This is a genomic window from Streptomyces sp. NPDC006326, from assembly GCF_040612915.1.
Taxonomy (GTDB): Bacteria; Actinomycetota; Actinomycetes; order Streptomycetales; family Streptomycetaceae; genus Streptomyces.
In genome coordinates this window covers 65,418-91,881 of sequence record NZ_JBEXRC010000022.1, presented here as the reverse complement: position 1 = coordinate 91,881, position 26,464 = coordinate 65,418, and the positions used below count along the sequence as shown (strand labels likewise).

General features: G+C 73.0%; 29 protein-coding genes. 20 read left to right on the top strand and 9 right to left on the bottom strand.

All coding sequences use genetic code 11. The features are described 5' to 3' along the window. Positions 1-64 precede the first annotated feature (64 nt). A complete protein-coding gene (locus ABZ128_RS18940) occupies positions 65-847 on the bottom strand; it encodes an alpha/beta hydrolase (protein WP_356849632.1) in 783 nt (260 codons plus the stop codon). Positions 848-967: 120 nt separating this feature from the next. On the opposite strand from ABZ128_RS18940, the gene ABZ128_RS18935 reads away from it, so the two are divergent. Together ABZ128_RS18935 and ABZ128_RS18930 are read left to right on the top strand one after the other, a co-directional pair. Next, complete coding sequence (locus tag ABZ128_RS18935; RefSeq protein WP_356849630.1) at positions 968-1,537, top strand: helix-turn-helix domain-containing protein; 570 nt, start codon at positions 968-970, stop codon at positions 1,535-1,537. A gap of 77 nt (positions 1,538-1,614) precedes the next feature. Continuing rightward, the gene (locus ABZ128_RS18930; RefSeq protein ID WP_356849628.1) at positions 1,615-2,589 is read left to right on the top strand and encodes a phosphatidylinositol-specific phospholipase C; all 975 of its coding nucleotides are present in this window, start codon (positions 1,615-1,617) and stop codon (positions 2,587-2,589) included. Here the strand turns inward: ABZ128_RS18930 and ABZ128_RS18925 are convergent. The 5 genes from ABZ128_RS18925 to ABZ128_RS18905 form a co-directional block, all read right to left on the bottom strand. Continuing rightward, the gene (locus ABZ128_RS18925) at positions 2,569-4,029 is read right to left on the bottom strand and encodes a HAMP domain-containing sensor histidine kinase (RefSeq protein WP_356849627.1); all 1,461 of its coding nucleotides are present in this window, start codon (positions 4,027-4,029) and stop codon (positions 2,569-2,571) included. The genes ABZ128_RS18930 and ABZ128_RS18925 overlap by 21 nt on opposite strands. Continuing rightward, positions 4,026-4,775, bottom strand: a complete 750-nt coding sequence (locus ABZ128_RS18920) for a response regulator transcription factor (protein WP_356849626.1) — start codon at positions 4,773-4,775, stop codon at positions 4,026-4,028. The genes ABZ128_RS18925 and ABZ128_RS18920 overlap by 4 nt, the downstream gene beginning before the upstream one ends. A gap of 70 nt (positions 4,776-4,845) precedes the next feature. After that, complete coding sequence (locus tag ABZ128_RS18915) at positions 4,846-5,979, bottom strand: trypsin-like peptidase domain-containing protein (RefSeq protein ID WP_356849624.1); 1,134 nt, start codon at positions 5,977-5,979, stop codon at positions 4,846-4,848. A gap of 608 nt (positions 5,980-6,587) precedes the next feature. Continuing rightward, a complete protein-coding gene (locus ABZ128_RS18910; RefSeq protein WP_356849622.1) occupies positions 6,588-7,610 on the bottom strand; it encodes a LacI family DNA-binding transcriptional regulator in 1,023 nt (340 codons plus the stop codon). Between the two features lie 24 nt (positions 7,611-7,634). Next, positions 7,635-8,450, bottom strand: a complete 816-nt coding sequence (locus ABZ128_RS18905; protein ID WP_356849620.1) for a response regulator transcription factor — start codon at positions 8,448-8,450, stop codon at positions 7,635-7,637. A gap of 398 nt (positions 8,451-8,848) precedes the next feature. Here ABZ128_RS18905 and ABZ128_RS18900 point away from each other — a divergent pair, with 398 nt between their 5' ends. From ABZ128_RS18900 to ABZ128_RS18840, 13 genes are all read left to right on the top strand, one after another. After that, positions 8,849-9,103, top strand: a complete 255-nt coding sequence (locus ABZ128_RS18900; protein WP_356849619.1) for a MoaD/ThiS family protein — start codon at positions 8,849-8,851, stop codon at positions 9,101-9,103. Between the two features lie 10 nt (positions 9,104-9,113). After that, positions 9,114-10,640, top strand: coding sequence for a hypothetical protein (locus ABZ128_RS18895; protein WP_356849618.1), 1,527 nt, complete (start codon positions 9,114-9,116; stop codon positions 10,638-10,640). A 98-nt stretch (positions 10,641-10,738) separates the two neighbouring features. Next, on the top strand, positions 10,739-11,452 hold the full coding sequence (locus tag ABZ128_RS18890; protein ID WP_356849617.1) for a DUF2993 domain-containing protein: 714 nt from the start codon (positions 10,739-10,741) through the stop codon (positions 11,450-11,452). Positions 11,453-11,608: 156 nt separating this feature from the next. Continuing rightward, entirely contained in the window at positions 11,609-11,698 is a 90-nt protein-coding gene (locus ABZ128_RS18885) for an Ms5788A family Cys-rich leader peptide (RefSeq protein ID WP_350875872.1), read from the top strand. A 193-nt stretch (positions 11,699-11,891) separates the two neighbouring features. Next, on the top strand, positions 11,892-12,737 hold the full coding sequence (locus tag ABZ128_RS18880; protein WP_356849616.1) for a sulfurtransferase: 846 nt from the start codon (positions 11,892-11,894) through the stop codon (positions 12,735-12,737). 86 nt (positions 12,738-12,823) lie between these two features. Continuing rightward, positions 12,824-13,114, top strand: coding sequence for a DUF1416 domain-containing protein (locus ABZ128_RS18875; protein ID WP_007265476.1), 291 nt, complete (start codon positions 12,824-12,826; stop codon positions 13,112-13,114). Positions 13,115-13,220: 106 nt separating this feature from the next. Next, positions 13,221-13,484 (top strand): DUF3099 domain-containing protein, encoded by a 264-nt coding sequence (locus tag ABZ128_RS18870; RefSeq protein ID WP_356849614.1) that lies wholly within the window; start codon positions 13,221-13,223, stop codon positions 13,482-13,484. A gap of 117 nt (positions 13,485-13,601) precedes the next feature. Continuing rightward, a complete protein-coding gene (locus ABZ128_RS18865; protein WP_356849613.1) occupies positions 13,602-14,444 on the top strand; it encodes a hypothetical protein in 843 nt (280 codons plus the stop codon). Beyond that, positions 14,441-15,292 carry a hypothetical protein gene (locus ABZ128_RS18860; protein ID WP_356849612.1) on the top strand — a complete coding sequence of 284 codons (852 nt, stop codon included), beginning with the start codon at positions 14,441-14,443 and terminating at the stop codon, positions 15,290-15,292. Before ABZ128_RS18865 ends, ABZ128_RS18860 begins: the two co-directional genes overlap by 4 nt. After that, positions 15,289-16,212: a hypothetical protein gene (locus tag ABZ128_RS18855; RefSeq protein ID WP_356849611.1), complete on the top strand. Its 924-nt coding sequence runs from the start codon at positions 15,289-15,291 to the stop codon at positions 16,210-16,212. The genes ABZ128_RS18860 and ABZ128_RS18855 overlap by 4 nt, the downstream gene beginning before the upstream one ends. 296 nt (positions 16,213-16,508) lie before the next feature. Continuing rightward, complete coding sequence (locus ABZ128_RS18850) at positions 16,509-17,081, top strand: FABP family protein (RefSeq protein ID WP_356849610.1); 573 nt, start codon at positions 16,509-16,511, stop codon at positions 17,079-17,081. 68 nt (positions 17,082-17,149) lie between these two features. Continuing rightward, complete coding sequence (locus tag ABZ128_RS18845; RefSeq protein WP_356849609.1) at positions 17,150-17,605, top strand: Fur family transcriptional regulator; 456 nt, start codon at positions 17,150-17,152, stop codon at positions 17,603-17,605. A 21-nt stretch (positions 17,606-17,626) separates the two neighbouring features. Next, the gene (locus tag ABZ128_RS18840; protein ID WP_356849608.1) at positions 17,627-18,595 is read left to right on the top strand and encodes a folate-binding protein; all 969 of its coding nucleotides are present in this window, start codon (positions 17,627-17,629) and stop codon (positions 18,593-18,595) included. A gap of 16 nt (positions 18,596-18,611) precedes the next feature. Here ABZ128_RS18840 and dtd read toward each other — a convergent pair whose 3' ends face one another. Continuing rightward, the gene (dtd, locus tag ABZ128_RS18835) at positions 18,612-19,037 is read right to left on the bottom strand and encodes a D-aminoacyl-tRNA deacylase (protein WP_356849606.1); all 426 of its coding nucleotides are present in this window, start codon (positions 19,035-19,037) and stop codon (positions 18,612-18,614) included. A 132-nt stretch (positions 19,038-19,169) separates the two neighbouring features. Between dtd and ABZ128_RS18830 the strand changes: the two genes are divergently transcribed. The 4 genes from ABZ128_RS18830 to ABZ128_RS18815 all read left to right on the top strand — a co-directional run bounded on the left by ABZ128_RS18830 (position 19,170) and on the right by ABZ128_RS18815 (position 22,991). Further along, positions 19,170-19,772 carry an AmfC protein gene (locus ABZ128_RS18830; protein WP_356849605.1) on the top strand — a complete coding sequence of 201 codons (603 nt, stop codon included), beginning with the start codon at positions 19,170-19,172 and terminating at the stop codon, positions 19,770-19,772. A gap of 105 nt (positions 19,773-19,877) precedes the next feature. Further along, the gene (locus ABZ128_RS18825) at positions 19,878-21,122 is read left to right on the top strand and encodes a GNAT family N-acetyltransferase (RefSeq protein WP_356849603.1); all 1,245 of its coding nucleotides are present in this window, start codon (positions 19,878-19,880) and stop codon (positions 21,120-21,122) included. Positions 21,123-21,255: 133 nt separating this feature from the next. Then, positions 21,256-22,161, top strand: coding sequence for a sigma-70 family RNA polymerase sigma factor (locus tag ABZ128_RS18820; protein ID WP_356849601.1), 906 nt, complete (start codon positions 21,256-21,258; stop codon positions 22,159-22,161). After that, entirely contained in the window at positions 22,158-22,991 is an 834-nt protein-coding gene (locus ABZ128_RS18815; RefSeq protein WP_356849600.1) for a putative protein N(5)-glutamine methyltransferase, read from the top strand. Before ABZ128_RS18820 ends, ABZ128_RS18815 begins: the two co-directional genes overlap by 4 nt. Positions 22,992-23,063: 72 nt before the next feature. Here the strand turns inward: ABZ128_RS18815 and ABZ128_RS18810 are convergent, their stop codons facing one another. Together ABZ128_RS18810 and ABZ128_RS18805 are read right to left on the bottom strand one after the other, a co-directional pair. Next, positions 23,064-25,463, bottom strand: coding sequence for an excinuclease ABC subunit UvrA (locus ABZ128_RS18810; protein ID WP_356849598.1), 2,400 nt, complete (start codon positions 25,461-25,463; stop codon positions 23,064-23,066). Between the two features lie 36 nt (positions 25,464-25,499). Continuing rightward, positions 25,500-25,892: a VOC family protein gene (locus ABZ128_RS18805; protein ID WP_356849597.1), complete on the bottom strand. Its 393-nt coding sequence runs from the start codon at positions 25,890-25,892 to the stop codon at positions 25,500-25,502. Between the two features lie 170 nt (positions 25,893-26,062). Between ABZ128_RS18805 and ABZ128_RS18800 the strand changes: the two genes are divergently transcribed. Beyond that, entirely contained in the window at positions 26,063-26,461 is a 399-nt protein-coding gene (locus ABZ128_RS18800) for a helix-turn-helix transcriptional regulator (protein WP_356849595.1), read from the top strand. Positions 26,462-26,464 lie beyond the last annotated feature (3 nt).

The following is a 26,464-nucleotide window of genomic DNA, read 5'->3' as shown; positions in this document are numbered from 1 at the left end:
GGCGGCGGGCCACCCGGCCCGCCGCCCCTCCGGCGTTGTGCCCCGCACCCCCGTGACGGGGCGGTCAGAGGGCGGCGAGGTAGGCCGCGACGGCCTGGTGGAAGTCCTCGGGGTGGGTGAACGGCAGGAAGTGGTCCCCGTCGAGGGGCGTGTACGAGGTGCCGGGCCGCCGGGTGACCATCGCGTCGGCCTGCGCCTGCGGGAGCGCCGCGCTGCGGGTGCCGTGGATCAGCAGCGCCGGGCACGTGCTCCCGAGCCAGGCGTCCCAGTGGTCGCCGCGGCAGGACTCGACGGAGTCGAGCATGTCCTGCGGGTGGAACGGCAGCCGCCAGCCCTGCCCGTCCGGCAGCGGGCGCAGCGCCGGCTCGACGAACTGCGCGCCCACCGGCCCGGCGGCGTTGAGGAGTTCCTCGCGGGTGGGGGCGGTGTAGCGCATGGTGTGCAGGAAGCCCATCCACTCGTGGCCCACCGGATTGATCTCCACGGCCGAGTCCACGTCGATCAGCGCGCTCACCCGGCCGGGGTGGGCGGCGGCCAGGTGGACGGCGTTGAGCCCGCCGAGGGAGTAGCCGAGGACGGCCACGGGGGCGTGGAGGCCGAGGTGGTCGAGCAGCGCGACGGCGTCGGCGACGTATCCGGCGCGGGTGTGGTCGGCGGCCCGGCCGGAGTCGCCGTGGCCGCGCTGGTCGGGGGCGATGACCCGCCAGGCGTCGCCCAGGGCTTCGGCGAGGCCGCTGAAGGCGAGGGCTTCGGACAGGCCCCCGTGCAGCGCCAGCAGCGGGCGGCCGGGGCCGCCGAAGTCCAGGTACGACAGCGTGCGGTCGTCGATGGTCAGCGTGTGGCGCATGTCCGCTCTCCCCTGTGTGTCCTGCGGTGACGGGTACGAGCCTGCCAGGATTTGGGCGCTTGCACAATACGTATGTCTTGGGCGAGCGCCTAAATCGGGGGGTGCGGCTACGATCCCGGCATGGGAAATCGCGAGGACCTGCTGGCCGGAGCGCGCCGCTGCCTGGAGGAGAAGGGGTACCTGCGCACCACGGTGCGCGACATCGCCTCGGCGGCACAGGTGAGCATGGCCGCGATCGGCTACCACTTCGGCTCGCGCGAGGCCCTGCTCAACCAGGCGCTGTTCGCCGCGATGGACGAGTGGTCCGCATCGGCCGGCCGGCTGGCCGGGCAGGGCGACACGGCCGCCGAGCGCTACGCCGACATGTGGGACCGCAAGATCCAGGACTTCCGCGACATGCGCTGGCTCTGGACCGCCTCCATCGAGGCCTTCGTCCACGCCCAGTCCTCGCCCGAGCTGCTCGCGGTCCTCGCCGAAGGCCAGCGGGGCTCCCGCCGCATGATCGCCGCCGGGCTGCGCGGCGTACCCGAGGAGGCGGTCGCCGAGGAGGACGTACGGTCCCTCGGGTCGGTGCACCTCGCGCTGCTGTCCGGGGTGATGGTCCAGGCGCTGACCGACGCGGAGCAGGCGCCGAACGGGCGGGAACTCGCCCAAGGCCTGCGCGCCCTGGCCGAGTTGCTCGAAAGGTGAGCGCTACCGACGGGTAGTAAACCGCGCGCCGCCACGCCATAATCCGGGCGACCAACCGAGTCGGCAAAGGGGCGGGCATGGGCGTGGGCACAGGCGTGGGCGGGGACGCGGACACGGACGCGCGGACGGAGGCGGACGCAGGCGCGGGCCCCGGCCCGGCCCCGGGCACGGGCCTGGGCACGGGCCTGGGCCGGCGGGGATTCCTCGGCGGGGCGCTGGCGGCCGGCGCCGCCCTGGCCCTCGGCACCGGTACGGGAGCGGCCTCCGCCCGCACCCTCGGCACGCAGGACTGGATGGCCGGACTCGGCGACTCCACCCCGCTCCAGCGGATGACCATCCCCGGCACCCACGACTCGGGCGCCACCAAGGGCGGGCTCTACGTCGCCTGCCAGAACACCTCGATCGCGCAGCAGCTCGACTCCGGGATCCGGTTCCTGGACGTCCGCTGCCGGGTCACCGGCGGGTCCTTCGCCATCCACCACGCGGCCTTCTTCCAGGACCTGATGTTCGGCGACGTCCTCGTCGCCTGCTGGAACTTCCTCGCCGCCCACCCCTCCGAGACCGTCCTGATGCGGGTCAAGCAGGAGTACTCCGGCGAAAGCGACGCGACGTTCCGCGCCGTCTTCGACGACTACCTCGACCACCGCGGCTGGCGCCCGCTGTTCCGGATCGCCGACACCCTGCCCACCCTCGGCCAGGCCCGCGGCAAGGTCGTCCTGCTCGCCGACAACGGCGGTCTGCCCGGCCTGCGGTACGGCGACGGCAGCGTCTTCGACATCCAGGACGACTACAACGCCGAGCCCTTCGCCAAACGCGGAAAGATCGAGAACCAGTTCCGCCGGGCCGTCCAGCAGCCCGGCAAGCTCTTCGTCAACTACACCAGCACCGCGGCGTACATGCCGCCGCGCTGGAACTCCGACCGGCTCAACCCCCAGGTGCACGCCTTCGTCGACGGCTCCGAACTGGCGGGCCGCACCGGGCTCGGGATCGTCCCGATGGACTTCCCCAACACCCGCTCCGGCCTGGTCGCCTCACTGATCCGGCACAACTGACCCGTCCCGCGGCGCCGTCGCCGGCGGCGCCGGGGGCGGTGTCGGGGCGCCCGGGAGGCGGAGCACCGCCTCCGTACCCGGGCCGCCGTCCGCCGGCGCCCGCAACTCCGCGCTCCCGCCCGCGCGCGCCACCGTACGGGCCACGATCGACAGGCCGAGCCCGCTGCCGGGCAGGGCGCGGGCCGACGGTGACCGCCAGAACCGCTCGAAGACGTGCGGGAGGTCCTCGGCCGGAATACCGGGCCCGTGGTCCCGTACGGTCAGCTCGCCCGACCGCAGCGACACCTCCACCGCGGCGCCCGGCGGGCTGAACTTCACCGCGTTGTCCAGGACGTTGACCACCGCCCGCTCCAGGGCCGCCGCCTCGCCCCGCACGTACCAGGGTTCCAGCTCGGCGCCGAAGCCCAGCTCCGGACCCCGCAGCCGGGCCCGGGACAGCGCGCTGCGCGCGATCTCGTGCAGGGCCACCACCTCCAGCCTGGCGGGCGGGGCCGCGTCCGGGCGGGACAGCTCCTGGAGGTCGCCGATCAGTGCGGCCAGCTCCGTCATCTGCGCCGTGACCGAGGCCAGCAGCTCCCTGCGGTCCTCGGGCGGGATGGCCCGGCCGGTGTCCTCGCTGCGCGCGAGCAGCTCGATGTTGGTGCGCAGCGAGGTGAGCGGGGTGCGCAGCTCGTGCCCGGCGTCCGCGATCAGCTGGGCCTGGCGCTCCCGCGAGGAGGCCAGGGCCGCCGTCATCGAGTTGAAGGACCGCGACAGGCGGGCGATCTCGTCGTCGCCCTCGTCGGGGATCCGTACGGTGAGGTCCTCGGTGCGGGCGATGTGCTCGACGGCGCCGGTGAGTTCGTCGACCGGCCGAAGGCCCGTACGGGCCACCCACAGTCCGGCCGCGCCGGCGCCGACGACGCCGACACCGGAGACGAACAGCAGCACCCAGGCCAGAGTGGACAGCGGTTTGTCGATGTCGGCCAGGGGCTTGGCGACGGAGATGCCGAACACCGGCGCTCCCGGCTGGGTCTGCGCCGCGAAGGTGTAGACGCGCATCGCCGTCCCGTCGGCGGTCGTCGCGTCGTGCAGGCTGGTCGGGCGCTGCCCGGCGGCGACCTGCCGGTCGGCCGTGCTCACCGGCAGGTTGGTCAGCCCGCTCACCCAGCAGTGGCTGCCGTCGGCGAGGACGATCTGCACGGTCGGGTTCAGCTTCCCGGCGATCTCCTGGGCGGGGCGGCTCGGGGCGGCCACACAGGGCTCGCTGAGGGTCCGTACGACCTGAGCGGACGGGTTCGTGGCCATCAGCGACCGGTCGAGCTGCTCGCGCAGCTGCGTGCGCACCATCACCCAGGACACGGCCGCGACGGCGGCGACGGCGACCGCCACCGCCACCGCGACCAGCAGGGCCAGCCGGGAGCGCAGCGGCAGGGCGCGGAATCTGGCGGCAGGGTTCACTCGGGTCCGCTCTCGCCCGCCCGCAGGACGTAGCCCACCCCGCGCACGGTGTGGACGAGCCGGGGCTCGCCGCCCGCCTCCGTCTTGCGGCGCAGGTACATGACGTAGACGTCCAGGGAGTTGGAGCTCGGCTCGAAGTCGAAGCCCCAGACGGTCTTGAGGATCTGCTCGCGGGTGAGCACCTGCCGCGGGTGCGCCAGGAACATCTCCAGCAGCGTGAACTCGGTCCGGGTCAGCTCCACCGGCCGGCCGGCCCGGGTGACCTCGCGGGTGGCCAGGTCCATCCGCAGGTCGCCGAAGACGAGGGTGTCCTCGGGCCCTGCGCTCCCGGCGGCGGGGGCGGCGTACGCGCTGCGGCGCAGCAGGGCGCGGACCCGGGCGAACAGCTCGTCGAGCTCGAACGGTTTGACGAGGTAGTCGTCGGCGCCCGCGTCGAGGCCGGTGACGCGGTCGCCGACGGTGTCGCGGGCGGTGAGCATCAGGATGGGCGTGGTGCTGCCGGAGGCGCGCAGCCGGCGGGCCGCGGTGAGGCCGTCCATACGGGGCATCTGGATGTCCAGGACGATCAGGTCGGGGGCGTACGAGGCCGCCTTGTCGAGGGCGTCGAGCCCGTCCACGGCGGTCTGCGCCGCGTACCCCTCGAAGGCGAGGCTGCGGCGCAGGGCCTCCCGGACGGCCGGTTCGTCGTCGACGACGAGGATGCGCCGCGGGTCGCCCTCGGCGCTCCCGGCGGTCGGTGCGGCCATGGTCGGTCCCCCTGGGTGCTGGTCGGTGATCGCGGCCTCCAGGCTAGGCCCCTGCGGGGTGAGGGCGGGGTCAGTACGAGGTGCCGAAGCCGTTGGCGGCGGAGCTGCCGCCGCCGGAACCCGTGCCGCCCGTGCCGCCCTTGCGGAGGGAGGGGAGGTCGGCCTTGATCGTGTTGACCGGGATGGCGAAGCCCAGGCCGACGCTGCCGGCGCCGGCGCTGTCGGTGGCCGGGGAGTAGATGGCGGACGGCATGCCGACGATCTCGCCGTTCATGTTGACCAGGGCGCCGCCGGAGTTGCCCGGGTTGAGGGAGGCATCGGTCTGGATGGCCTTGTACGAGGTGGTGTCCGAGCCGGTGCCGCCGTTGAACTGCCGGCCGTCGTAGGAGAAGGGCCAGCCGTCGCCCTGGCGGCGCTGCGGGGACTGCTGCTCGGACTTGGGGACGTTCACGTCGCGGTTCAGGGCCGAGACGATGCCGCTGGTGACCGTGCCGGTGAGGCGGTCGGGGGAGCCGATGGCGACGACCTGGTCGCCGACCCGGAGGCCGTCGGAGTTGCCGAACGTGGCGGGCTTGAGACCGGAGGCGCCCTGGAGCTTGATGAGGGCCAGGTCCTTGTCGGGGTCGGTGCCGAGGATCTTGGCGGCGTACGTCCTGCCGTCGCTCATCGTCACCTGGATCTCGGCGGCGCCGCTGACGACGTGGTTGTTGGTGACGATCTCGCCGTCGGCGGTGACGACGATCCCGGAGCCGGTGCCCTGGCCGGAGGAGGTCCGGGTGTCGATCCGGACGACGGACGGGCTGACCTGCTCGGCCACGCCGGAGACGGTGCCGGTGCTGGACTGCGAGACGTTGGTGCCGGTGACGGAGCGGCCTGCGCCGGTGTGGCCGCCGAGCGCCTGCTGCACGGCCACGGCCGTGCCGCCCCCGACGACCGCGGCGGCGATCGCGACGGCGGCGAGCAGGGCCACGGGCCGCTTGGCGCGGGCGTGGCCCCGGGGGGCGGGTGCCTGGGCCGGCTCGCCCCAGCCGGGGTGCTGCGCCTCGCCCCAGCCGGGCTGCGTCTCGCCCCAGCTGCGCTGGTGGCCCGCGGGCCGGCCGGCAGCGGCCGGCGGGTACCCGGGCGGCGGGGGACAGGCCCCGGCGGACGGGCGGTTCTCCTGCGGGTCATCGCCCGCGTGGCGGAAGCTCTCGCTCTCGGTCATGTTCCTGACTGTGTCCCGGGATCATGAAAGCTTCCTGAATCCCCGCTGAGAAGCCCGACAGAACCGCGTATGCCGGATATAAGGACCCGGGCCGAGGTCGTCGGCAGCCGCTGCGGCTTCTCCCCGCTCCGCCCTTCTCCCGTTCACCGGCCGACGGCATGTACGGGGCCCGGCCGGCCCGTACCGGCCCCGGCAGCGGGAGCCGACTGGCCAGTGGTGGGAACCTGCGAGAAGAGGGGCCAACCACGGAGGCGTTGACAGCAGCCCCCGCAACCCGCACCCGCGCGACGGGCCCCTCTTCTCGCAGGTCCCCACCCCCGACCGACCTCCACCCCGCTACCGGGGCCGGTCCCGGGCCGGCGACTGGTGCCCTACCCCCTTGCCTCCACGCTCCCGCCATCAGGACCGGTCCGGGGGCGGATGCAGGCCGGGACCGCCGGACGGAGTCCGGCGCAGCGGGCCGAAGCCCGCGAGGCGCCCCCGGGCGCCGAGGGGTGCGAGGGGCGCGTGAAGGGGGAGTGGCGCCCCCGGGCGCCGAGGGGTGCCAGGGGCGCGTGAAGGGGGAGTGGCGCCTCCGGGCGCCGAGGGGCGCGAGGGGCGCAAAAAAATCAGTGGCAGCCGCAGGAGCGGCGGATGACCAGCGCCGAGGGGAACTGCTTGAGGCGTTCGCGGCGCGAGCCCGCCACGCGCAGGCCGTCGTCCAGCACCAAGTCCACCGCCGCCCGGGCCATCGCCGGCCGGTCCGAGGCGATCGTCGTCAGCGGCGGATCCGTGAGGGCCGCCTCCTTGACGTCGTCGAAGCCCGCCACCGCCAGCTCGCCGGGCACGTCGATCCGCAGCTCCCGCGCCGCCCGCAGCACACCGATCGCCTGGTCGTCCGTGGCGCAGAAGATCGCCGTCGGGCGGTCGGGCCGGGCCAGCACCTCCAGGGCGACCCGGTAGGCGTCGTACCGGTTGTACGGGGCCTCGATCAGCCGGCCTTCGATCGAGCGCCCGGACTCCAGCATCGCCCGCCGCCAGCCCTCGACGTGGTCGGCGACCGGGTCGCCGACCGACGGGGTGTTCTCGATGCCGCCGATGCACGCCACGTACTCGTGCCCGTGCTCCAGGAGGTGCCGGGTGGCGAGCTGCGCGCCGCCGATGTCGTCCGTGACCACCGCGACGTCGTCGATCGCCTCCGGCCGCTCGTGCAGCAGCACGACCCGTGCGTCCCACGCCTCGATCTCCGAGGCGGCGCGCTCGCTCATGCCCTGGCTGACCAGGATCAGGCCCGAGACCCGCATCCCGAGGAACGCGCGCAGGTAGTGCACCTCGCGCTCGTCCCGGTAGTCGGAGTTCCCGACCAGCACCATCTTCCCGCGCTCGGCGGCGGCCTGCTCGACCGCGTGCGCCATCTCCGCGAAGAAGGGCTGGCGGGCGTCCGGGACGATCATGCCTATGAGGTCGGTGCGCCGGGACGCCATGGCCTGGGCGACCCGGTCCGGGCGGTAGCCCAGCTCTTTGATCGCGGCGAGGACACGCTCGCGCGTGGCCGGGGCGACCGGCCGGGGTCCGTTGTTGATGACGTAGCTCACGACGGCGGTAGAAGTACCCGCAAGTCGCGCCACGTCATCCCGCGTCACCTTGGCCACGCAGCGGAGTCTACGCGGGGTGCACTACCTCTGGGCAGGGCGTCCTGTGGAGTGGATGCTCACAACCGGTTCCTCCTCACGGGTGGCGCCCGCCGGACCCTCGGCCGCCGCCCGGGCCGCGACCTTCTCCGCCGCCTGGGCCGCCGCCTCCGCCGCCGCGCGCTCGACCTTCTCCGGCGTCACGAAGCGGTAGCCGACGTTGCGGACCGTTCCGATCAGCGACTCGTGCTCCGGGCCGAGCTTGGCGCGCAGCCGCCGTACGTGGACGTCCACCGTCCGGGTGCCGCCGAAGTAGTCGTAGCCCCACACCTCCTGGAGCAGCTGCGCCCGGGTGAAGACCCGGCCCGGGTGCTGCGCCAGGTATTTGAGCAGCTCGAACTCCTTGAAGGTGAGGTCGAGGACCCGGCCCTTCAGCTTCGCGGAGTACGTCGCCTCGTCGACCGACAGGTCGCCGTTGCGGATCTCCATGGGCGAGTCGTCGGTGCCCAGCTGCTGGCGGCCGGTGGCCAGCCGCAACCGCGCCTCGACCTCGGCGGGACCGGCGGTGTCGAGGAGGACGTCGTCGATGCCCCAGTCGGCGGTGACGGCCGCCAGGCCGCCCTCGGTGACGACGAGGACCAGCGGGCAGCCGGGCCCGGTGGAGCGCAGCAGCTGGCACAGCGAGCGCACCTGCGGCAGGTCGCGGCGGCCGTCCACGAGGATGACGTCCGCGCCCGGGGTGTCCACGAGGGCCGGGCCCTCGGCCGGGGCGACCCGGACGTTGTGCAGGAGCAGGCCGAGGGCGGGCAGCACCTCGGTGGAGGGCTGCAGGGCGTTGGTCAGCAACAGGAGAGAGCTCATGCCCGACCACCTGCCCGGGTCGAGAGGTCGTGCACGGTTCGCCGGTCCATCACGTCGGTTCCTCCTCGGTCCCGTCGAGGACGTTCGCGGTACTGCTTCGTACGTGGTGCTGCGTGCGGTGGTGCTGTGCGGCGGCCTGCGGTCCCCGCGCCCTGAGGCCCGTGGTCACCACTGTTCCACTGTTCTGCTTCCGTTCAACGTGCTGAAAGCACAAAAGGACCCGGGGGCAACATTGCCCGGATCCTCTCGCCAGCAGAATAGCCCACCGGCGCCCACGGCACCGAGGGCTCGGCCCTCCGTCTTCTGTGGTTCCCACCACGCGCCGGGGGACGAGGGCCGGGGTGGCGGGAGGGGTCATCATGGACGGCGACGGTAGAGAGCCGACGATAGGAGCTGCAGTGGCAACCGGAACCATCCGCTACTGGGCGGCGGCCAAGGCCGCGGCCGGTACGGCGGAGGAGCCGTACGCGGCGCGCACACTCGCGGAGGCGCTCGACGCCGTGCGGGAGCGCCACCCGGGGGAACTGACCCGGGTCCTGCTGCGCTGCTCCTTCCTCGTGAACGACGAGCCTGTGGGCAAGCGCCCGCACGATGCCGTTCCGCTGACCGAGGGGGGCACCGTCGAGGTGCTCCCGCCGTTCGCGGGCGGGTGAGCGGAAGCCGATGAGCACCCCCGAAGAGCACCAGCAGCACCAGCAGCACCAGCAGCCCCAGGACCCGTACGGGACCCAGACCTGGCAGTCCGACACGTGGGACACCGGCTACCAGCCGGTGCACCCGCCGCTGGGCGGTGTGCCGGGCCGGCCCGCGGCGCCCGAGGGGTGGTTCCGTGACGAGGCCCCGGCGGCCCCGGCGGCGCCCGCGCAGCCCACACCGGGTCCGGGCGCGCCGTGGGCGGAGGAGGGCTCCGCCGCCGAGGCGACCGCCTACCTGCCCCCGTACCGCGATCCCGGTCCGGTTCAGCCGCAGCCGCAGCCCTATGCGCAGCAGCCGCAGCAGCCGCAGCAGCCGCAGCAGCCGCAGCAGCCGTACGGCCGGTCCGGCGCCCCGGACGGCTGGTACCGCGACGCGGCGCCCGCGGCGCCCGCCCCGGAGTGGGCCGCCGAGACCGCGTACCTGCCCCCGGTCCGCGAGAGCGCCGCCCCCGACGGCTGGTTCCGCGAGGAGGTGCCCGCGCAGGCCGCCCCGCAGCCCCCGGCCCCGGACTGGGCCGAGGCCACCGCCTACCTCCCGCCGCAGCCGCAGGTCCCGCAGCCGCAGGTCCCGCAGACCCCCGGCCCGCAGGCGCAGCCGCCGGCGGAACCGGCCGCCGAGGCCACCGCCTACCTGCCCCCGGTCGCGGACGTCCCGGACGTCGCGGACGTCCCGGACACCGCGGTCCCGGGCGAGGAGCCCGCGTACTCCCCGCCCACCCTCGGCGGCAACACCCTGCGCGCCGTCGACCCGGCCCAGGCCCGCGCCGAAGGCCGCTCGCCGATCATCGATCCGGGACCGCAGTCGGCCATACTGACCGCCGCCCTCGGGCTGCTGCTGGCCGGCGCCGCCGCCGTCGGCGACCTCGCGCTGCTGGTGCCGCTGGTCGCCCTCCAGGCCCTGACCGCGGCCGGCTGGTTCCGGCTCAACGGCATGTGGCCGGCCCGCCAGGGCATCGCCCTCGCCTTCGCCGGAGCCGTCGTGGCCGACGGCGCGGTCCTGGCGGTGGAGGAGGTGTACGGCCCCGGCGCGATCATCGGCACCCTCGGCGCCTGGGTCCTGCTCACGCTGGTCCTCCAGCTGCGCAGCCAGGCCGACCCCGACGAGCGGATGTACGGCCTGATGGCCTCCGTGGCCTCCGCCGCCCTCGCCATCGTCTGCGCCGGGTACCTGGCCGCCGACTCCGCCGCCGTCACCGTGGGCGCGGCCGCCGTCGCGGTCGCCGTCTTCGCCCGGGCGCTGCCGCTGCCGGCCGCGCCGTCCGTGGGCGTCTCGCTCGCCGCGGCCGCCGGGGCCGGGATCGCCGTGGGCGGTCTGACCTCCGTGGGGGTCGGCGGGGCGCTGATCGGCCTGGTCGCGGGGGTGTGCGCGCTGATCGGGCTGCGCGTGGCCGCGTACGACTATCCGTCGAAGTTCGTCCACATGACGGCCGGGGTCGCGCTGCCGCTGGCGGCCGCCGCACCGGCGGTCTACCTGATCGGGCGGGTGGTGGTCTGAGGACGCCCGGGCGGCCCGCCGGGGCGTCGCTGACGGCCGTCCGACGGGTCCCCGTGGTCCACTAGAACGCACGTACCGATCTACAGGGGGAGGGGCACGTGCGTTTCCTGCGTGTCGTCGTGATCATTGCCGTGGTGCTGGGGGCCCTGTTCTGGGGGGTCGACCGCTGGGCCGCCGGCTATGCCGAGAACCGGCTGGCCGAGCGGATCCAGGCCCGGCAGGGGCTGGCGGGGAGCACGGAGGTGGACATCCACGGCTTCCCGTTCCTCACCCAGGCGCTCAGCCACGACCTCGACCGGGTCGACGTGAAGCTGAAGGGGGTCGACGCGGTCGCGGACGGCCGCAAGACGCGGCTCTCCGAGCTCGACGCCAGCTTCCGCCAGGTCAGGCTGAACGGTGACTACAGCGGAGGCACCGCCCGGCGCGCCGAGGGCTCGGCCCTCGTGACGTACGCGGATCTGACCCAGGCCTCCCAGACCGGCGTCACCCTCGCCTACGGCGGGGCGCCGGGCAAGGTGAAGGTCACCGCCTCCGTGGACATCCTGGGGCGGACCTTCACCCGCAGCGTGGTGTCGACCGTCACGCTGGTGGACGCCGGAGAGGGCGGCGGCAAGGTGGTCCGGGTCCGGGCGGACGCCGTCCCGGGCGAGGGCATCCCCGGGATCGAGAGCGCGGTCCGCAAGAAGACGGACTTCGACCGGCGGCTGGACGGCGGGCTCCCGGCCGGTCTGCGGCTGGACTCGCTGACCTCGGACGAGGCGGGCGTGCACCTCGTGCTGAGCGGTCAGGACGTGGTGCTGGCCGGATCGTGAGACGGTCCGGTCCGATCCGCAGAAGGATGGGCCGCCGACAGGGGCCGGTTTCCGGTGCGGCGGCGGCCCGCAGCGTCCTGCGTCCCGGCATCCGGACGATCCTGTCTCGGAATATGACACGCCGGTGACAGGGCGGCCGGTTCGTCCCTACGATCCATGGCTATGAAGCATCAGCAGGCGGACCTCACGAAGCGGCGGGCAGTAGACCTGTGTCGCGTCGCCGCCATGCTCTGTCGATCCATGTGACCTGAGAGCGCATCCGCTCCCTCAGCCGGACGACCGTCCTTCCCGCGTGTCCGCACCGCAGCTGCTTCCTCCTGCCCCCTGCCGCCTCCCCGCGCAGGTCTGAGGAGCGCCCCCGGAGCGGTACGCACCAGCAGCAGCACCCCTGCACCTGCACGGCACAGCCCCGCCGCACACTGCCCCGGAGGAGAACACCATGAGCCGCAGCGACGTCCTCGTAGACGCCGACTGGGTCGAAGCCCACCTGAACGACGCGAACGTCGTCATCGTCGAGGTCGACGAGGACACCTCCGCGTACGACAAGAACCACATCAAGAACGCCGTCCGGATCGACTGGAAGAAGGACCTCCAGGACCCGGTCCGCCGTGACTTCGTGGACCAGGAGGGCTTCGAGAAGCTCCTGTCTGCCAAGGGCATCTCCAACGATGACACCGTCGTCCTCTACGGCGGCAACAACAACTGGTTCGCGTCCTACGCCTACTGGTACTTCAAGCTCTACGGCCACCAGGACGTCAAGCTCCTCGACGGCGGCCGCAAGAAGTGGGAGCTCGACTCCCGCGACCTGGTCGACGGCACCGAGGTCCCGCAGCGCCCGGCCACCGCGTACAAGGCCAAGGCCCAGGACACCTCGATCCGCGCCTTCCGCGACGACGTCGTGGCCGCCATCGGCGCCCAGAACCTGGTCGACGTCCGCTCGCCCGACGAGTTCTCCGGCAAGCTGCTCGCCCCGGCGCACCTCCCGCAGGAGCAGTCGCAGCGCCCCGGCCACGTGCCGAGCGCCCGCAACATCCCCTGGTCGAAGAACGCCAACGACGACGGCACCTTCAAGTCCGACGAGGAGCTCACCGCCCTCTACGAGCAGGAGCAGGTCGACCTGTCGAAGGACACCATCGCCTACTGCCGCATCGGTGAGCGCTCCGCGCTGACCTGGTTCGTGCTGCACGAGCTCCTGGGCCAGGAGAACGTCAAGAACTACGACGGCTCCTGGACCGAGTACGGCTCCCTGGTCGGCGTGCCGATCGAGCTCGGCGCCAACAAGTAATCCGGCCCAGACCGGCAATCAAGCACGGCGACCGGGCACGCGACGCCCTTCGCGGTACGACCTTCTCTCAGGACAGGACAGAGAACATGTGTGGAGCACAGATCGGCGGGCCCGACCTCGCGACGCTCAAGCCCGGTGAGACCGCCATCCAGGGTCAGGTGACCAAGGACGGCGAGCCCATCAGCGGGTACGTGCGGCTGCTCGACTCGACCGGCGAGTTCACGGCCGAGGTCCCGACCTCGGCGACCGGCCAGTTCCGCTTCTACGCGGCGACCGGTTCCTGGACGCTGCGGGCCCTGGTGCCCGGCGCCCAGGCGGACCGCGCCGTGGTGGTCGCCGAGGCCGGCGGCGTGACGGACGTGGCGATCGCGGTCTGACCGCTCGCAGCATGACCGGCCGAAGGGCCGCACCCCAGGGGGTTGGACGCCACTGGAACGGGGTGCGGCCCTTCGCGCCGTCCGGCCGCGGCCCTACCCTGGAGTCATGTACGCACGGCGGCGCCGCGTCTACTTCCTCCTCATGGGCGGATGCCTCTTCCTGTTCGTGTCCGCCTGGGCCTTCGTGCGCCTCATCTCGGTGGAGGCGGCGGTGGCCCTCTGCGTGGTCGCCATGGTCATCCCGCCGGTCGCCGCGATGATCGCGAACCGGCGCGGGCCGGACGACCGGTGGTGGGACGACCCCTCGGGCGATCCGAAGTCCGACGAGTGGTGGGACGAACTGGACGGGAAGCGCCGGCACGAGGACTGAAGGCCGCCGAGATAAGAATGTAATAAGCATGCGTACAACCGGAGTCCTCCGGTACATGTCATGGATGTGCACGGGTGAACCGACCCGGTGCCTCCAGTCCTGTGGGGGGACCCTTCCTTGGAACATGACCAGACCCTCTCCGAGCAGCGTGACGAGGGGGAGGCCGCGCCGGAGCCGGCTCCGGCGGACCTGACCGCCGCCCCCGGCTTCGCACCTGCACCCGCCTCCGCGCCCGCCGTGCGCCGGCGCCTCCGCGGCCGCACGGTCGCCCTGATCGCGGGCGCGGCCGTACTCGGCGTCCTGGCCGGCACGGTCACGGGGTACGCGGTCCAGTACGGCCGCCCGCCCACGCCGCTGCCGCCGCTGGCCCAGCAGAAGATCGACACGCCGAAGGCGCTGGCGCCCGACGACGGGACCACGCACAGGATCGTCAACGCCAACCGCTGGCACAAGACGGACGACGACCTCGCCAAGCTCCTGGTCGAGGCTCCGGCCGGGGCGAAGAGCGAAGGCACCGGCTACGAGACCCTCGACGTCTTCGCGGCCGACTTCTTCGAGAAGCCGGAGAGCATGGTCCGCGAGCTCGCGGACGCCCACGTACGGCGGATCGCCACGACCCTGTGGTCGCAGGACGACCGCACGTTCGTGGAGGTACGGCTGATCCAGTTCACCGAGCGCGCCGAGGCGGACAAGTACCAGCAGAGGCAGTCCGCGTACATGCCCGAGGCCAAGCACGCGGGCAACGCCGGGGTGGCCATCCCGGGCACCTCCGGGGACCTCGGGCACGTGTGGGTCGACTCGGAGGCCCACGAGAAGCCCGGCTACTACCCGATCCGCGGGGCGCGGGCCCTCGCCCGCCGCGGCGACATCGTCATGGAGATCGGCTACTACGACAACCGCGGCAAGGTCTCCGAGGGCGACGTCCTCGACCTGGCCAAGCGACAGCTGGAGCGACTGTGACCGAGCCGCAGCACCCCGGAACCCCGGCCCCGGCTCCGGCCCCGGCCGAGGCTCCCGCGACACCGGTGGAGCCCGCCGCGGCACCCGCCGCCGACCCCTCGGGCAAGGCGCCGCGCGCCGCGGTCGGCCGCAAGACGGTCGCCCTCGTCGCGGGCGGGGTCGGCCTGGCCGTCCTCGTCGGCGGTGGCATCGCGGCCTCCGCAGCCCTGGACCACGCGGACCGGACCGCGCCCACCCGCTACTGGACCGCCGAGGGCAGCGCCCCGCACAAGCCCGAGGAGCCGGCGTCCGTACCGGCGAACGAGCTCTCCGGGAAGCTGCTGCCGGTCCCGTCCAATTTCACGCTGGGCCCCGACCTCGCCCAGGACGGGAACAACTTCTTCGTCTCGGGGGAGAAGGCCGTCCAGGGTTTCAAGGACGCCCGCAACGGCCTGTCCAGCTCCGAGCGCAAGCAGCGCGACGAGATGCTGGCCGGCCTCAAGCTCAAGGGGCTCGCCGGCCGCAGCTACACCAAGGGCGGCGGCGAGGCGGTCTACCAGGTCCGCATCATGCAGGCGGACCCGAAGGCCGTGGGCGCGTTCTCCGAGATGTCCAAGAAGCTCCTGGACCTCACCGGGGACGACCGCGACGCGCCCGCGGTCGACGGCCACCCCGATGCCAAGTGCGCGCTGGTGGCCATCGGAGAGGAGAAGAAGGAGAAGATCGACTCGATGGACTGCGTCGCGGTCCAGGGTGACGTGCTGGTCAACTTCCGGGCGTTCGGGCCCAAGCCCTTCTCGCACTCCGACGCCGTCGCCTTCTTCAAGAACCAGCTGAGCCACCTGAAGTCCCCCGGGGAGTCCGTGTGACCGAGCCGACCGCCACCGACGCCGCTCCGGACGCCCCGCCCGCACCGGCCGCCCCGCCCGCACCGGCCGCGCCTGAGGCCCCCGCCGCGCCGGCCGGGGCCGACGTGCCCGCGGCGCCCGCGGCCGAAGCCCTCGTACCGGCGGAGGCGCCGGCCCCGCCCGAGCACCGCCGCCGGCTCTCCGCCGCCCTGCGGTGGACGGCAGCCGTCCTCGTCTTCGGCGTGGTCGCCGCCGGGGTCGCGTACGGGATCACCCGGCCCGAGCGCACCGACGTCCCCGGGCTCTCCACCCGCGAGGACGGCCGCTGGGACTACCCCGCGCTGGCCAAGCCCACCCTGCCGCCCGGCGCCCCCCTGCCCTTCGCCAAGGACAACGAGGACGGCATCCACTACGCCGGTCTCGCGCAGCTGCTCCTGCCGGCCCCCCGGGGCTCCGCCCCGGACACCACGCTCAAGCTGGAGAAGGACTCCGTGGTCACCCCGGACACCTTCCTCCAGGAGTACGAGCCCACGGCGCGCGACAAGATGAAGCAGGGCTTCGCCGACGACGGCCTGCGCCAGATCGTCGGCCGCGGCTGGACCACCCCGGACGGCACCCGCACCCGGATCTACCTGCTGCGCTTCCACAGCTCGGGCTTCGTGGACGCCTTTCAGGGCTGCACCGTCGACATGAACGTCAACGGCGTCAACCGCATGGACCAGGAGACGGCCTGGACCAAGGTCAAGTTCGTCGAGTCCCCGCCCGAGCACCACGGCATAGCGGTCTACGAGGAGGCCGCTCCGGTCGGCGACGAGCAGCTCAAGGCGGGCTGCGTCAGCTCCGGCGACATCCAGGCCGTGATCTTCCAGAGCCGCAAGGGCCAGGTGGCGTCCGTTCCGCTGCACCAGACGGCGATCCTGCAGAGCCAGCTGCTCGGCTGAGCGCCCCGGCGCGGCCGCTGCGGGCCACCTCACGGAGTGGGCCGGTCCCCGGGCCAGTAGGCTGGGGACCGGCCCATTGCCCTAACGAACCTTCCGAGGAGCACCCCGTGCTTGAGGCAGTCTTCACCTCCCTCCTGATCCTGGTCTGCGTCGGCGTGCTCGCCTTCACCGGTCTGGCCGTGAAGAAGCTGTACCAGGGCCAGCGCTGACCTCCCCCGGACCCCGTCCGGGGGCATCCCCGGCACCGGCCGCCGCCCCGACCCGGAACCCCTCACAGATCGCCTGAGCAGCCCACCATGATCCAGATCCCGTCCGACCTGAACCCCGGCCTCGTCCCCCTCGCCTTCCTCCTCGGCACCTGGGAAGGCGCAGGCGTCTTCGACTTCCCCGGCGAGGAGAAGTGCAACTTCGGCCAGGAAGTCGTCTTCAGCCACGACGGCCGGGACTTCCTGGAGTACGTCTCCCGTACGTGGGTCCTCGACTCCGAGGGCAACAAGGTGCGGCCGCTGGAGTCCGAGTCCGGCTACTGGCGGATCGACACGGACCGCAAGGTCGAGGTCGTCATGGTCCGCGACCAGGGCGTCGTCGAGGTCTGGTACGGCGAGCTCGCCGACCAGAAGCCCCAGATCGACCTCGCGACGGACGCGGTCGCCCGCACCGTCGCCTCCGGCCCGTACAGCGGCGGCAAGCGGCTCTACGGCTACGTCAAGAGCGACCTGATGTGGGTCGGCGAGAAGGCCACCCCCGAGGTCGAGCTGCGCCCGTACATGTCGGCCCAGCTGAAGAAGGTCGTCACGCCCGAGGAGGTCGCCGAGATGGCCCGCAACCTCCCGGACATGCCGGACGACGGCATCGCCTTCTTCCGCTGACCCCGGACGCGTCGCCGAAGGGACCGCGGGCCCGCCCGCGGTCCCTTCCGCGCCCGTACACTGGCCGGGTGGCGAGCACCGACGACAGCGAAAGCGCCGACTGGAAGAGCGACCTGCGCCGGCGCGGGTACCGGCTGACACCCCAGCGACAGCTCGTGCTGGAAGCGGTCGACGCCCTGGAGCACGCGACCCCCGACGAGATCCTCGCCGAAGTGCGCAAGACGGCCTCCGGGGTCAACATCTCCACCGTCTACCGCACGCTGGAGCTCCTGGAGGAGCTGAAGCTCGTCTCGCACGCCCACCTCGGGCACGGCGCGCCCACCTACCACCTCGCCGACCGGCACCACCACATCCACCTGGTCTGCCGCGACTGCACCGACGTGATCGAGGCGGATCTGGACGTCGCCGCCGAGTTCACCGCGAAGCTCCGTACGACCTTCGGGTTCGAGACCGACATGAAGCACTTCGCGATCTTCGGACTCTGCAAGAAGTGTGCCGCGAAGCACGCTGCCGGCTCGGCCTGAGAGGGTCGTAGGCTTGGCGGCATGACCAGCAGCCCCTTGCTCCATCTTCCCGGCGCCGTACCGGCCGAAGGCCGTGACGAGGGCGTCGCCGCCCACTACGGAGAGCTGTACGGCGAACAGCGCGCCCTCGCGGACGGCCGCGGTTTCGTCGACCTCTCGCACCGCGGAGTCGTCACCGTCACCGGACCGGAGCGGCTGAGCTGGCTGCACCTGCTGCTCACCCAGCACCTCACCGAACTCCCGCCCGGGCAGGCCACCGAGGCGCTGATCCTGTCCGCGCACGGCCACATCGAGCACGCGCTCTACCTGGTCGACGACGGCGAGACGGTGTGGGCGCACGTGGAGCCCGGCACGCAGGAGGCGCTGATCGCCTACCTGGAGTCGATGAAGTTCTTCTACCGCGTCGAAGTCGCCGACCGGACCGCCGACTTCGCCGTCGTCCACCTGCCGGCCGGCTCCATCGCGGAGGTCGACAAGCAGCACGTCGTACGGGAGACCGCGCACGGCCGCGACGTATTCCTGCCCCGCGCAGAGCTGGAGTCCTTCGCCGCCTCCCACGGCCCGGCCGCCGGACTGCTCGCGTACGAGGCGCTGCGCGTCGAGGCGCACCGGCCGCGGCTCGGACTGGAGACCGACCACCGCACCATCCCGCACGAGCTGGGCTGGATCGGCACGGCCGTGCACCTGCAGAAGGGCTGCTACCGCGGCCAGGAGACGGTGGCCCGCGTCCACAACCTGGGCAAGCCGCCGCGCCGCCTGGTCTTCCTGCACCTGGACGGCTCGGAGGTGGTCCTCCCGGCCCACGGCGCGCCGCTGCGGCTCGCCGCGGACGGGGAGGAGGGCCGCCAGCTGGGCTTCGTGACCACGGCGGTCCGCCACCACGAGCTCGGCCCGATCGCGCTCGCGCTGGTCAAGCGGAACGTGCCGGTCGACGCCCCGCTGCTGGCCGGGAAGACGGCCGCGGCGCAGGAGGTCGTCGTAGCCCCCTGACCTGGCCGGGAACGTCTCAGACGTCGATGACGAGGGTGAACGGGCCGTGGTTGGTGAGCGAGACCCGCATGTCCGCGCCGAACCGGCCCGTCTCCACCGTCGCCCCCAGCGCCCGCAGCTGTGCCACGACCTCGTCGACCAGCGGTTCGGCGACCTCGCCGGGCGCGGCGGCGTTCCAGGTGGGGCGCCGGCCCTTGCGGGCGTCGCCGTAGAGCGTGAACTGCGAGATCACCAGCAGCGGCGAGCCGTTGTCGCTGCAGGACTTCTCGCCCTCCAGGATGCGCACCGACCACAGCTTGCGCGCCAGCTGCGCCGCCTTCTCGGCGGTGTCGTCGTGGGTCACCCCCACCAGCACGCACAATCCCTCGCCGACGATCTCGCCCACGGTCTCGCCGGCCACCACGACGCTCGCGCCGTCCACCCTCTGCACCACTGCTCGCATACCACCTGTGTACCAGCCGTGCACCCGTCCGGGGCCGATCGGGTGGAGTGGGACTGCACCCGCACCACGGAGAGTGGCACGATGCATGCAGGCGGTGCCCCCAGCACCGGTCGAGGGGACGGACACGTTCGCATGAATACTTCTGGTACCTCCGTACCTGCAGCACCCGCAGCCACGTCCGCCGGCGCGGTCCGACCGCCCGCGCAGCGCACGGGCGAGGAACAGGCGCCGACCACGCCTGCCGGTGCGGCCAACGCGCTCGGGCTGCCGGAGCTGCGCGGCCTGCGCCGGGACGCGCAGCGCGACGAGGCGGACCTCAGCTACATCCGCAGACTCCTGCAGGGCCGGATCGACATCCTGCGCGCCGAACTGGCCCGACGCGCCGATCCCGGGGCGCCGGTCGCGCCCGGGCAGCCCATGTTGGACCGGCTCTCGGAGATCCTCGCCGACGCGCCCTCCAGCCGCAGCGCCTCCGCCCGGCACGTCACCCTCGCCACCCCGCACAGCGAGGAGTTCCGGCTGCTGGCCGCGGAGATGCTCGCCGACGTGGAGCTGTCCGACCTGGGCGCGCGCACCGACGGCGAACTGCACGAGGCGATGGGCCGCCTGGTGCGCTACGAGCAGCAGGTGTCGCGGCGCCGCCAGCAGTTGCAGCGCACGGTGGACGACTGCACCGCGGAGATCACCCGGCGCTACCGGGAGGGCGAGGCGCAGGTGGACGACCTGCTGGCGTAGGCGGTCCGGCAGCTCAGGAGCTCGGGAGTCCGGCGGCTGGAGGGGTCTGCGCGGCGCCGGAAATTCAGGCGACGCGGGCCGGCCGGCGCATTAGCGTGGCCGGTTATGAGTGCTGACGTCCGGCCGATCGCCGAATCCGAACTCCCGGAGTGGCTGCGCGCCCTGAACACAGGGTTCCTGACCCCGGCCAAGGTGACCGACTCCGACATCGCCCAGCGCGCCAAGTACACCGACCTCGCCCGCCTCCAGGGCGCCTTCGACCCCGGCACCGGCCGGTGCGTGGCCACCCTCCGCTCCTTCGCGCAGGAGCTGACGGTGCCCGGTGGCGCGGCGGTCGCGGCCGACGCCATCTCGAACGTCACCGTCTCGCCCACGCACCGCCGCCAGGGCCTGCTGAGCCGGATGCTGACCGCCGAACTCGCCGCCGCCGCCGCACGCGGCGACGTGGTGTCGACGCTGATCGCCGCCGAGTACCCGATCTACGGGCGCTACGGGTACGGGCCCGCCACCTCCCTCTCGGAATGGGAGATCGAGGTACCGCGCACCGGACTCGACCCGCGCTGGTCCGGGCCCGCGGACGGCGGCCGGATCGAGATGGCGGACGAGGCCGAGGTGCGCCGGGTGGGCCCCGCGCTGCACGAGCGGCTGCGGGCGGCCGTGCACGGCGTGGTGGACCGCGACACCCGCTGGTGGAACCTGGCCACCGGACTGGAGGAGATGTCGCACCGCCCGTACCAGGCCTCGTTCCACGCCGTGTACCGGACCGCGTCGGGCGAGGTGGCCGGCCTGGTGGCCTACACGGCCGACGACCACTGGTCGGACGCGAAGCTCCCGCAGAACACGGTGCAGGTCAAGCAGTTGATCGCGGTCAGCCCGGAGGCGGAGCGGGCCCTGTGGCAGTTCCTGTGCTCCATCGACTGGGTGCTGAAGGTCCGCACCGGCTACCGCGCCCCCGACGACCTCGTCACACAGCTGCTGCCCAATCCGCGAGCCGCGCGGCTGGTCACCGCGTCCGACTTCCTGTGGGTGCGCGTACTGGACGTCGTACGGGCCCTGCGCGCGCGGACGTACGCCGTGCCCGGGGTCCTGGTGCTGGACGTGGCCGACCCGGCGGGGCCGGCCGGTGGCCGCTACCGGCTGGACGCGGGGACGGGGGAGTGCACCCGCACCGGGGAGCCGGCGGACCTGCGGCTCGACGTGGCCGCGCTGGGCTCCCTCTACCTCGGCGACGAGTCCGCCGTGCGGCTGGGCGCGCTCGGCCGGGTGACCGAGGAGCGGGCGGGGGCGCTGGCGCTCGCCGACGCCGTGTTCCGCACCGCGCGCCGCCCCTGGTGCCCGGACGTCTTCTGACGGCAGCGCCCCCTCCGGGGCTCTGCTCCGACCGCTCTTCCCGTTCCCCGTCACATCCGCGGCCTCCGGTCCGTCAGGGGTTCGAGGAGCAGGGACAGTGAAGACGTACGGACGACCGAGGGGAACGACCACCATGACCGGCACCGGCGACACCGGGTACCGCGGAGACGGCGCATACCTGGCGGCGCGTTTCGAGGAGAACCGCGGGCATCTGCGGGCCGTGGCCTACCGGATGCTCGGCTCCCTCGCCGAGGCCGACGACGCGGTCCAGGAGGCCTGGATCCGGCTCGACCGGTCCGACACGAGCGAGGTGCAGAACCTCGCCGGCTGGCTGACCACCGTCGTCGCCCGCGTCTGCCTGGACCAGCTGCGCTCGCGCAAGGCCAGGCGGGAGGAATCCCTGGACTCGCCGCTCGGCCTGCCGGAGCCGCTGCTCAGCCCGCCGGACGGGCTCGACCCCGAGCAGGAGGTGCTGCTCGCCGACTCCGTGGGGCTCGCGCTGCTCGTCGTCCTGGAGCAACTGGCGCCCGCGGAGCGGCTGGCGTTCGTCCTGCACGACATGTTCGGCGTGTCCTTCGACGAGATCGCGCCCATCGTGGAGCGCACGCCCGCGGCGGCACGGCAGCTGGCGAGCCGGGCCCGCAGGCGGGTGCGGGGCGGCGCTCCGGCCCCCGACGTCGGCCTCGCCAGGCAGAAGGAGGTCGTCGGGGCGTTCCTCGCGGCCTCCCGGAGCGGCGACTTCGAGGGCCTCATCACCGTCCTCGACCCCGAGGTGGTGCTCCGCGTCGACATGGCCGAACTGGCGCTCGGTGCGCGGGCGGTGGCCCGGCAGGCGCTCACCTTCCAGCGGCTCGCGCCGTTCGGGCGGCCCGCGCTGGTCAACGGCGTGCCCGGGGTCGTCACCATTCCGCCCGGGGGCAAGCCGCTCTCGGTCCTGGCCTTCACGGTGGGCGGCGGCCGTATCGTCGCCATCGACATCCTGGCCGATCCGGCCCGGCTGGCATCCCTGGACGTCACCGTCCTGGAGAACGAGGAATGAGTTCCGTGGCATCACCGTCGTCCCCGTCCCCGTCGTCCCCGTCCCCGGCGTCCGTGGTGGACACCCTGCGTGCCGCGGGCTGTGTCTTCGCCGAGGAGGAGGCGGAGCTGCTGAGCGCCGCAGCCGCCGAGGACGGTGCGGAGCTGGCGGACTTGGTGGCCCGCCGGGCCGGCGGGGAACCGCTGGAACACGTCGTCGGCTGGGCCGGGTTCTGCGGTCTGCGGATGCGGGTCGGGGAAGGGGCCTTCGTGCCGCGCCGGCGCACCGAGTTCCTGGTGCAGGAGGCGGTGGCACTGGCCCGGCCGGGTGCGGTGGTGCTGGACCTGTGCTGCGGGGTGGGCGCGCTCGGGGCGGCGGTCGCGGCGGGGCTGGGCGGCGCCCCGGTGGAACTGCACGCGGCGGACATCGACCCGGTGGCGGCGGCGTACGCACGGCTCAACGTGGCCCCGTACGGGGGTCGGGTCCACGAGGGCGACCTGTACGAGGCGCTGCCCGGGACGCTGCGGGGCCGGGTGGACGTCCTCGTGGTCAACGCCCCCTACGTCCCCTCGCGGGAGATCGGGCTGCTCCCCGCCGAGGCCCGCGACCACGAGCCCCTGACCTCCCTGGACGGCGGCCCGGACGGCCTGGACGTCCACCGCAGGGTCGCGGCGGGGGCCCTGCCGTGGCTGGCGCCGGGCGGCCACCTGCTGATCGAGACGAGCGCCCGCCAGTCCCCGCAGACGGCCGCGGCCCTGGCGTCGGCCGGCCTGTCCGTGCGCGCACGCACCTCGGAGGAGCTGTACGCGACCGTTGTGATCGGCACCCGCGCCTGCCGCACCCCGGCATGACCGCCCTCGGCGCCAGGGTCGCGGGCTTTCTCTACCTCCCCTTGGTCCTCTGGGGCCCCCTCCTCGCGGCGGTCACGTACGCGTACCGCTGCCGACGTACTGCGCGAGGTGCTCGCCGGTGAGGGTGGAGCGGGCCGCGACGAGGTCGGCGGGTGTGCCCTCGAAGACGATCCGGCCGCCGTCGTGGCCGGCGCCGGGGCCGAGGTCGATGATCCAGTCGGCGTGCGCCATGACCGCCTGGTGGTGTTCGACGACGATGACCGACTTGCCGGAGTCGACGAGCCGGTCCAGCAGGCCGAGCAGCTGCTGGACGTCGGCGAGGTGCAGGCCGGCGGTCGGCTCGTCGAGGACGTAGACGCCGCCCTTCTCCGCCATGTGGGTGGCGAGCTTGAGCCGTTGCCGCTCGCCGCCGGACAGTGTGGTGAGGGGCTGGCCGAGGCTGAGGTAGCCGAGCCCGACGTCGACGAGCCGTTCGAGGATGCGGTGCGCGGCCGGAGTGCGTGCCTCGCCGGCGCCGAGGAACTGCTCGGCCTCGGTCACCGACATCGCCAGCACCTCGCTGATGTCGCGTCCGCCGAGGTGGTAGTCCAGCACGGCAGCCTGGAACCGCTTCCCCTCGCATTCCTCGCAGGTGCTGGAGACGCCGGCCATCATCGCCAGGTCGGTGAAGACGACGCCGACCCCGTTGCAGGTGGGGCAGGCGCCCTCGGAATTGGCGCTGAACAGCGCCGGCTTGACGCCGTTGGCCTTGGCGAACGCCTTGCGGATCGGGTCGAGCAGTCCGGTGTACGTGGCCGGGTTGCTCCGCCGGGAGCCGCGGATCGCCCCCTGGTCGACCGAGACCACACCCTCACCGGGAGGGATCGAGCCGTGCACGAGCGAGCTCTTGCCGGAGCCGGCGACGCCGGTGACCACGCACAGCACCCCGAGCGGGATGTCGACGTCGACGCCCTGGAGGTTGTGCGCGCTCGCCCCGCGGACCTCCAGCGAGCCGGTGGGCTTGCGCACCGTCTCCTTGAGGGCGGCCCGGTCGTCGAGGTGGCGGCCGGTGACGGTGCCGCCGGCCCGCAGTCCCTCGACGGTGCCCTCGAAGCAGACGGTGCCGCCTCCCGTACCGGCGGCCGGGCCGAGGTCGACGACATGGTCGGCGATCGCGATCGTCTGCGGCTTGTGCTCCACGACGAGCACCGTGTTGCCCTTGTCGCGCAGCCGCAGCAGGAGGTCGTTCATCCGCTGGATGTCATGGGGGTGCAGGCCGATGGTGGGTTCGTCGAAGACGTAGGTGACGTCGGTCAGGGAGGACCCGAGGTGGCGGATCATCTTGGTGCGCTGCGCCTCGCCGCCGGAGAGCGTGCCCGACGGCCGGTCGAGCGAGAGGTAGCCGAGGCCGATCTCCGCGAACGAGTCCAGGGTCTGCCCCAGCGCGGCGAGCAGCGGAGCCACCGAGGGCTCGTCGAGGCCGCGGACCCATGCGGCGAGGTCGCTGATCTGCATCGCGCAGGCGTCGGCGATGCTGACGCCCTTGATCTTCGAGGTCCGGGCCCCCTCGCTGAGCCGGGTGCCCTGGCACTCGGGGCAGGTGGTGAAGGTCATCGCCCGCTCCACGAAGGCGCGGACGTGCGGCTGCAGCGCGTCGATGTCCTTGGACAGCATCGACTTCTGGATCTTCGGGATCAGCCCCTCGTAGGTGAGGTTGATGCCCTCGACCTTGATCTTGGTCGGTTCCCGGTGGAGGAGGTCGTGCAGCTCCCTCTTGGTGTACTTGCGGATCGGCTTGTCCATGTCGAAGAAGCCGCTGCCGCCGAAGATGCGGCCGTACCAGCCGTCCATGCTGTAGCCGGGGATCGTGAGGGCCCCCTCGGCCAGCGACTTGCTGTCGTCGTAGAGCTGGGTGAGGTCGAAGTCGGAGACCGTGCCGCGGCCCTCGCAGCGCGGACACATGCCGCCGGTGCGGGTGAAGGTCGCCTTCACCGCCTTCTTCGCGCCGCGCTCGACCGTGATGGCACCGCTGGCCCGGACCGAGGGGACGTTGAAGGCGTACGCGCTGGGCGGGCCGATGTGCGGCGTCCCGAGCCGGCTGAAGAGGATGCGCAGCATCGCGTTGGCGTCGGTGGCGGTTCCGACGGTGGAGCGGGGGTCGCCGCCCATCCGCTGCTGGTCGACGATGATCGCGGTCGTCAGTCCGTCGAGGACGTCGACCTCGGGGCGGGCCAGCGTGGGCATGAAGCCCTGGACGAAGGCGCTGTAGGTCTCGTTGATCAGCCGCTGGGACTCCGCCGCGATCGTGTCGAAGACGAGCGAGCTCTTGCCCGAGCCCGAGACGCCGGTGAACACCGTCAGCCGGCGCTTCGGGATCTCGACGCTGACGTCCTTGAGGTTGTTCACGCGGGCGCCGTGGACGCGGATCAGGTCGTGGCTGTCGGCGGCGTGCGGCGCGGGCGCCGGCGTGTCCGTCCTCTTGGCCGTGCTCATCGTCTCTCCTCTGTCGGGCGGTGGGCTTCGGGGGTGTCAGCGGTCCTGGAGCAGCCCGAGGACGTTGCCGTCGGGGTCGGTGACGGTGGCCACCAGGCGGCCGCCGCCGACGTCGTGCGCGGGCTCCTTCACCTTCGCACCCGCGGCGGTCACCTCGGCCAGCTTCGCGTCGAGGTCGGCCACCTGCCAGTAGGCCACGGGTGAGGTCATGCCCTGCGGTCCGCCGGCCGGAACCAGCCCGATGTTCTGGCCCGCGGTCTCGAAGCCGACGTAGTAGGACTCGTCGGTCTGCGGGGGGACGCCGAGCAGGGCGGTGTACACGGCCTTGGCCGCCGCCAGGTCGGAGACGGGGTGCAGGACGGTCTTGACGCCCAGTGTGGAAGAGGCGGAAGACGGGGAAGAGGGGGAAGGGGCAGAAGAGCCGGTCATGGTCGCTCCCGGAGTGGAAGGGGTGGGGTCCTGGCCTTCACGCTAGGTGCGGCGGGGCCCGCGGTGCTTCTCGATTCCTGACCGGTCCGGGGGCGCCGTCCCGACACGCCGGTGGGTGCTCTTGCAAGCATGCGCTTGCAATAGTTAGCAGAGTTCGGCAGGATCGGGGCATGGCATCGCTCTACGTCGGAAACCTCGGCGAGTTCCTCCGCGAGCAGCGGCGGCAGGCCCAGCTCTCGCTGCGGCAGCTGGCCGATGCGGCGGGAGTGTCGAATCCGTACCTGAGCCAGATCGAGCGCGGGCTGCGCAAGCCGAGCGCGGACATCCTCCAGCAGCTGGCCAAGGCGCTGCGGATCTCCGCGGAGACGCTGTACGTGCAGGCCGGGATCCTCGATGAGCGGGACCGGGACGAGGTGGAGACGCGCAGCATCATACTCGCCGACCCGTCCATCAACGAGCGGCAGAAGCAGGTGCTGCTCCAGATCTACGAGTCGTTCCGCAAGGAGAACGCGCAGGAGGCCGACCCGGCCGGCGCGGACGGCCCCCAGCACCAACGAACCGAACTGTGATCC

Coding starts and splice junctions, on each gene's coding strand:
- ABZ128_RS18820 (WP_356849601.1), top strand. CDS start 21,256: ATGACCGGCACCGGCGACACCGGGTACCGCGGAGACGGCGCATACCTG.
- ABZ128_RS18930 (WP_356849628.1), top strand. CDS start 1,615: ATGGGCGTGGGCACAGGCGTGGGCGGGGACGCGGACACGGACGCGCGG.
- ABZ128_RS18885 (WP_350875872.1), top strand. CDS start 11,609: ATGGCTATGAAGCATCAGCAGGCGGACCTCACGAAGCGGCGGGCAGTA.
- ABZ128_RS18810 (WP_356849598.1), bottom strand. CDS start 25,463: ATGAGCACGGCCAAGAGGACGGACACGCCGGCGCCCGCGCCGCACGCC.
- ABZ128_RS18830 (WP_356849605.1), top strand. CDS start 19,170: ATGAATACTTCTGGTACCTCCGTACCTGCAGCACCCGCAGCCACGTCC.
- ABZ128_RS18805 (WP_356849597.1), bottom strand. CDS start 25,892: ATGACCGGCTCTTCTGCCCCTTCCCCCTCTTCCCCGTCTTCCGCCTCT.
- ABZ128_RS18870 (WP_356849614.1), top strand. CDS start 13,221: ATGTACGCACGGCGGCGCCGCGTCTACTTCCTCCTCATGGGCGGATGC.
- ABZ128_RS18800 (WP_356849595.1), top strand. CDS start 26,063: ATGGCATCGCTCTACGTCGGAAACCTCGGCGAGTTCCTCCGCGAGCAG.
- ABZ128_RS18825 (WP_356849603.1), top strand. CDS start 19,878: ATGAGTGCTGACGTCCGGCCGATCGCCGAATCCGAACTCCCGGAGTGG.
- ABZ128_RS18875 (WP_007265476.1), top strand. CDS start 12,824: ATGTGTGGAGCACAGATCGGCGGGCCCGACCTCGCGACGCTCAAGCCC.
- ABZ128_RS18935 (WP_356849630.1), top strand. CDS start 968: ATGGGAAATCGCGAGGACCTGCTGGCCGGAGCGCGCCGCTGCCTGGAG.
- ABZ128_RS18905 (WP_356849620.1), bottom strand. CDS start 8,450: ATGAGCTCTCTCCTGTTGCTGACCAACGCCCTGCAGCCCTCCACCGAG.
- ABZ128_RS18915 (WP_356849624.1), bottom strand. CDS start 5,979: ATGACCGAGAGCGAGAGCTTCCGCCACGCGGGCGATGACCCGCAGGAG.
- dtd (WP_356849606.1), bottom strand. CDS start 19,037: ATGCGAGCAGTGGTGCAGAGGGTGGACGGCGCGAGCGTCGTGGTGGCC.
- ABZ128_RS18940 (WP_356849632.1), bottom strand. CDS start 847: ATGCGCCACACGCTGACCATCGACGACCGCACGCTGTCGTACCTGGAC.
- ABZ128_RS18815 (WP_356849600.1), top strand. CDS start 22,158: ATGAGTTCCGTGGCATCACCGTCGTCCCCGTCCCCGTCGTCCCCGTCC.
- ABZ128_RS18850 (WP_356849610.1), top strand. CDS start 16,509: ATGATCCAGATCCCGTCCGACCTGAACCCCGGCCTCGTCCCCCTCGCC.
- ABZ128_RS18840 (WP_356849608.1), top strand. CDS start 17,627: ATGACCAGCAGCCCCTTGCTCCATCTTCCCGGCGCCGTACCGGCCGAA.
- ABZ128_RS18895 (WP_356849618.1), top strand. CDS start 9,114: ATGAGCACCCCCGAAGAGCACCAGCAGCACCAGCAGCACCAGCAGCCC.
- ABZ128_RS18880 (WP_356849616.1), top strand. CDS start 11,892: ATGAGCCGCAGCGACGTCCTCGTAGACGCCGACTGGGTCGAAGCCCAC.
- ABZ128_RS18920 (WP_356849626.1), bottom strand. CDS start 4,775: ATGGCCGCACCGACCGCCGGGAGCGCCGAGGGCGACCCGCGGCGCATC.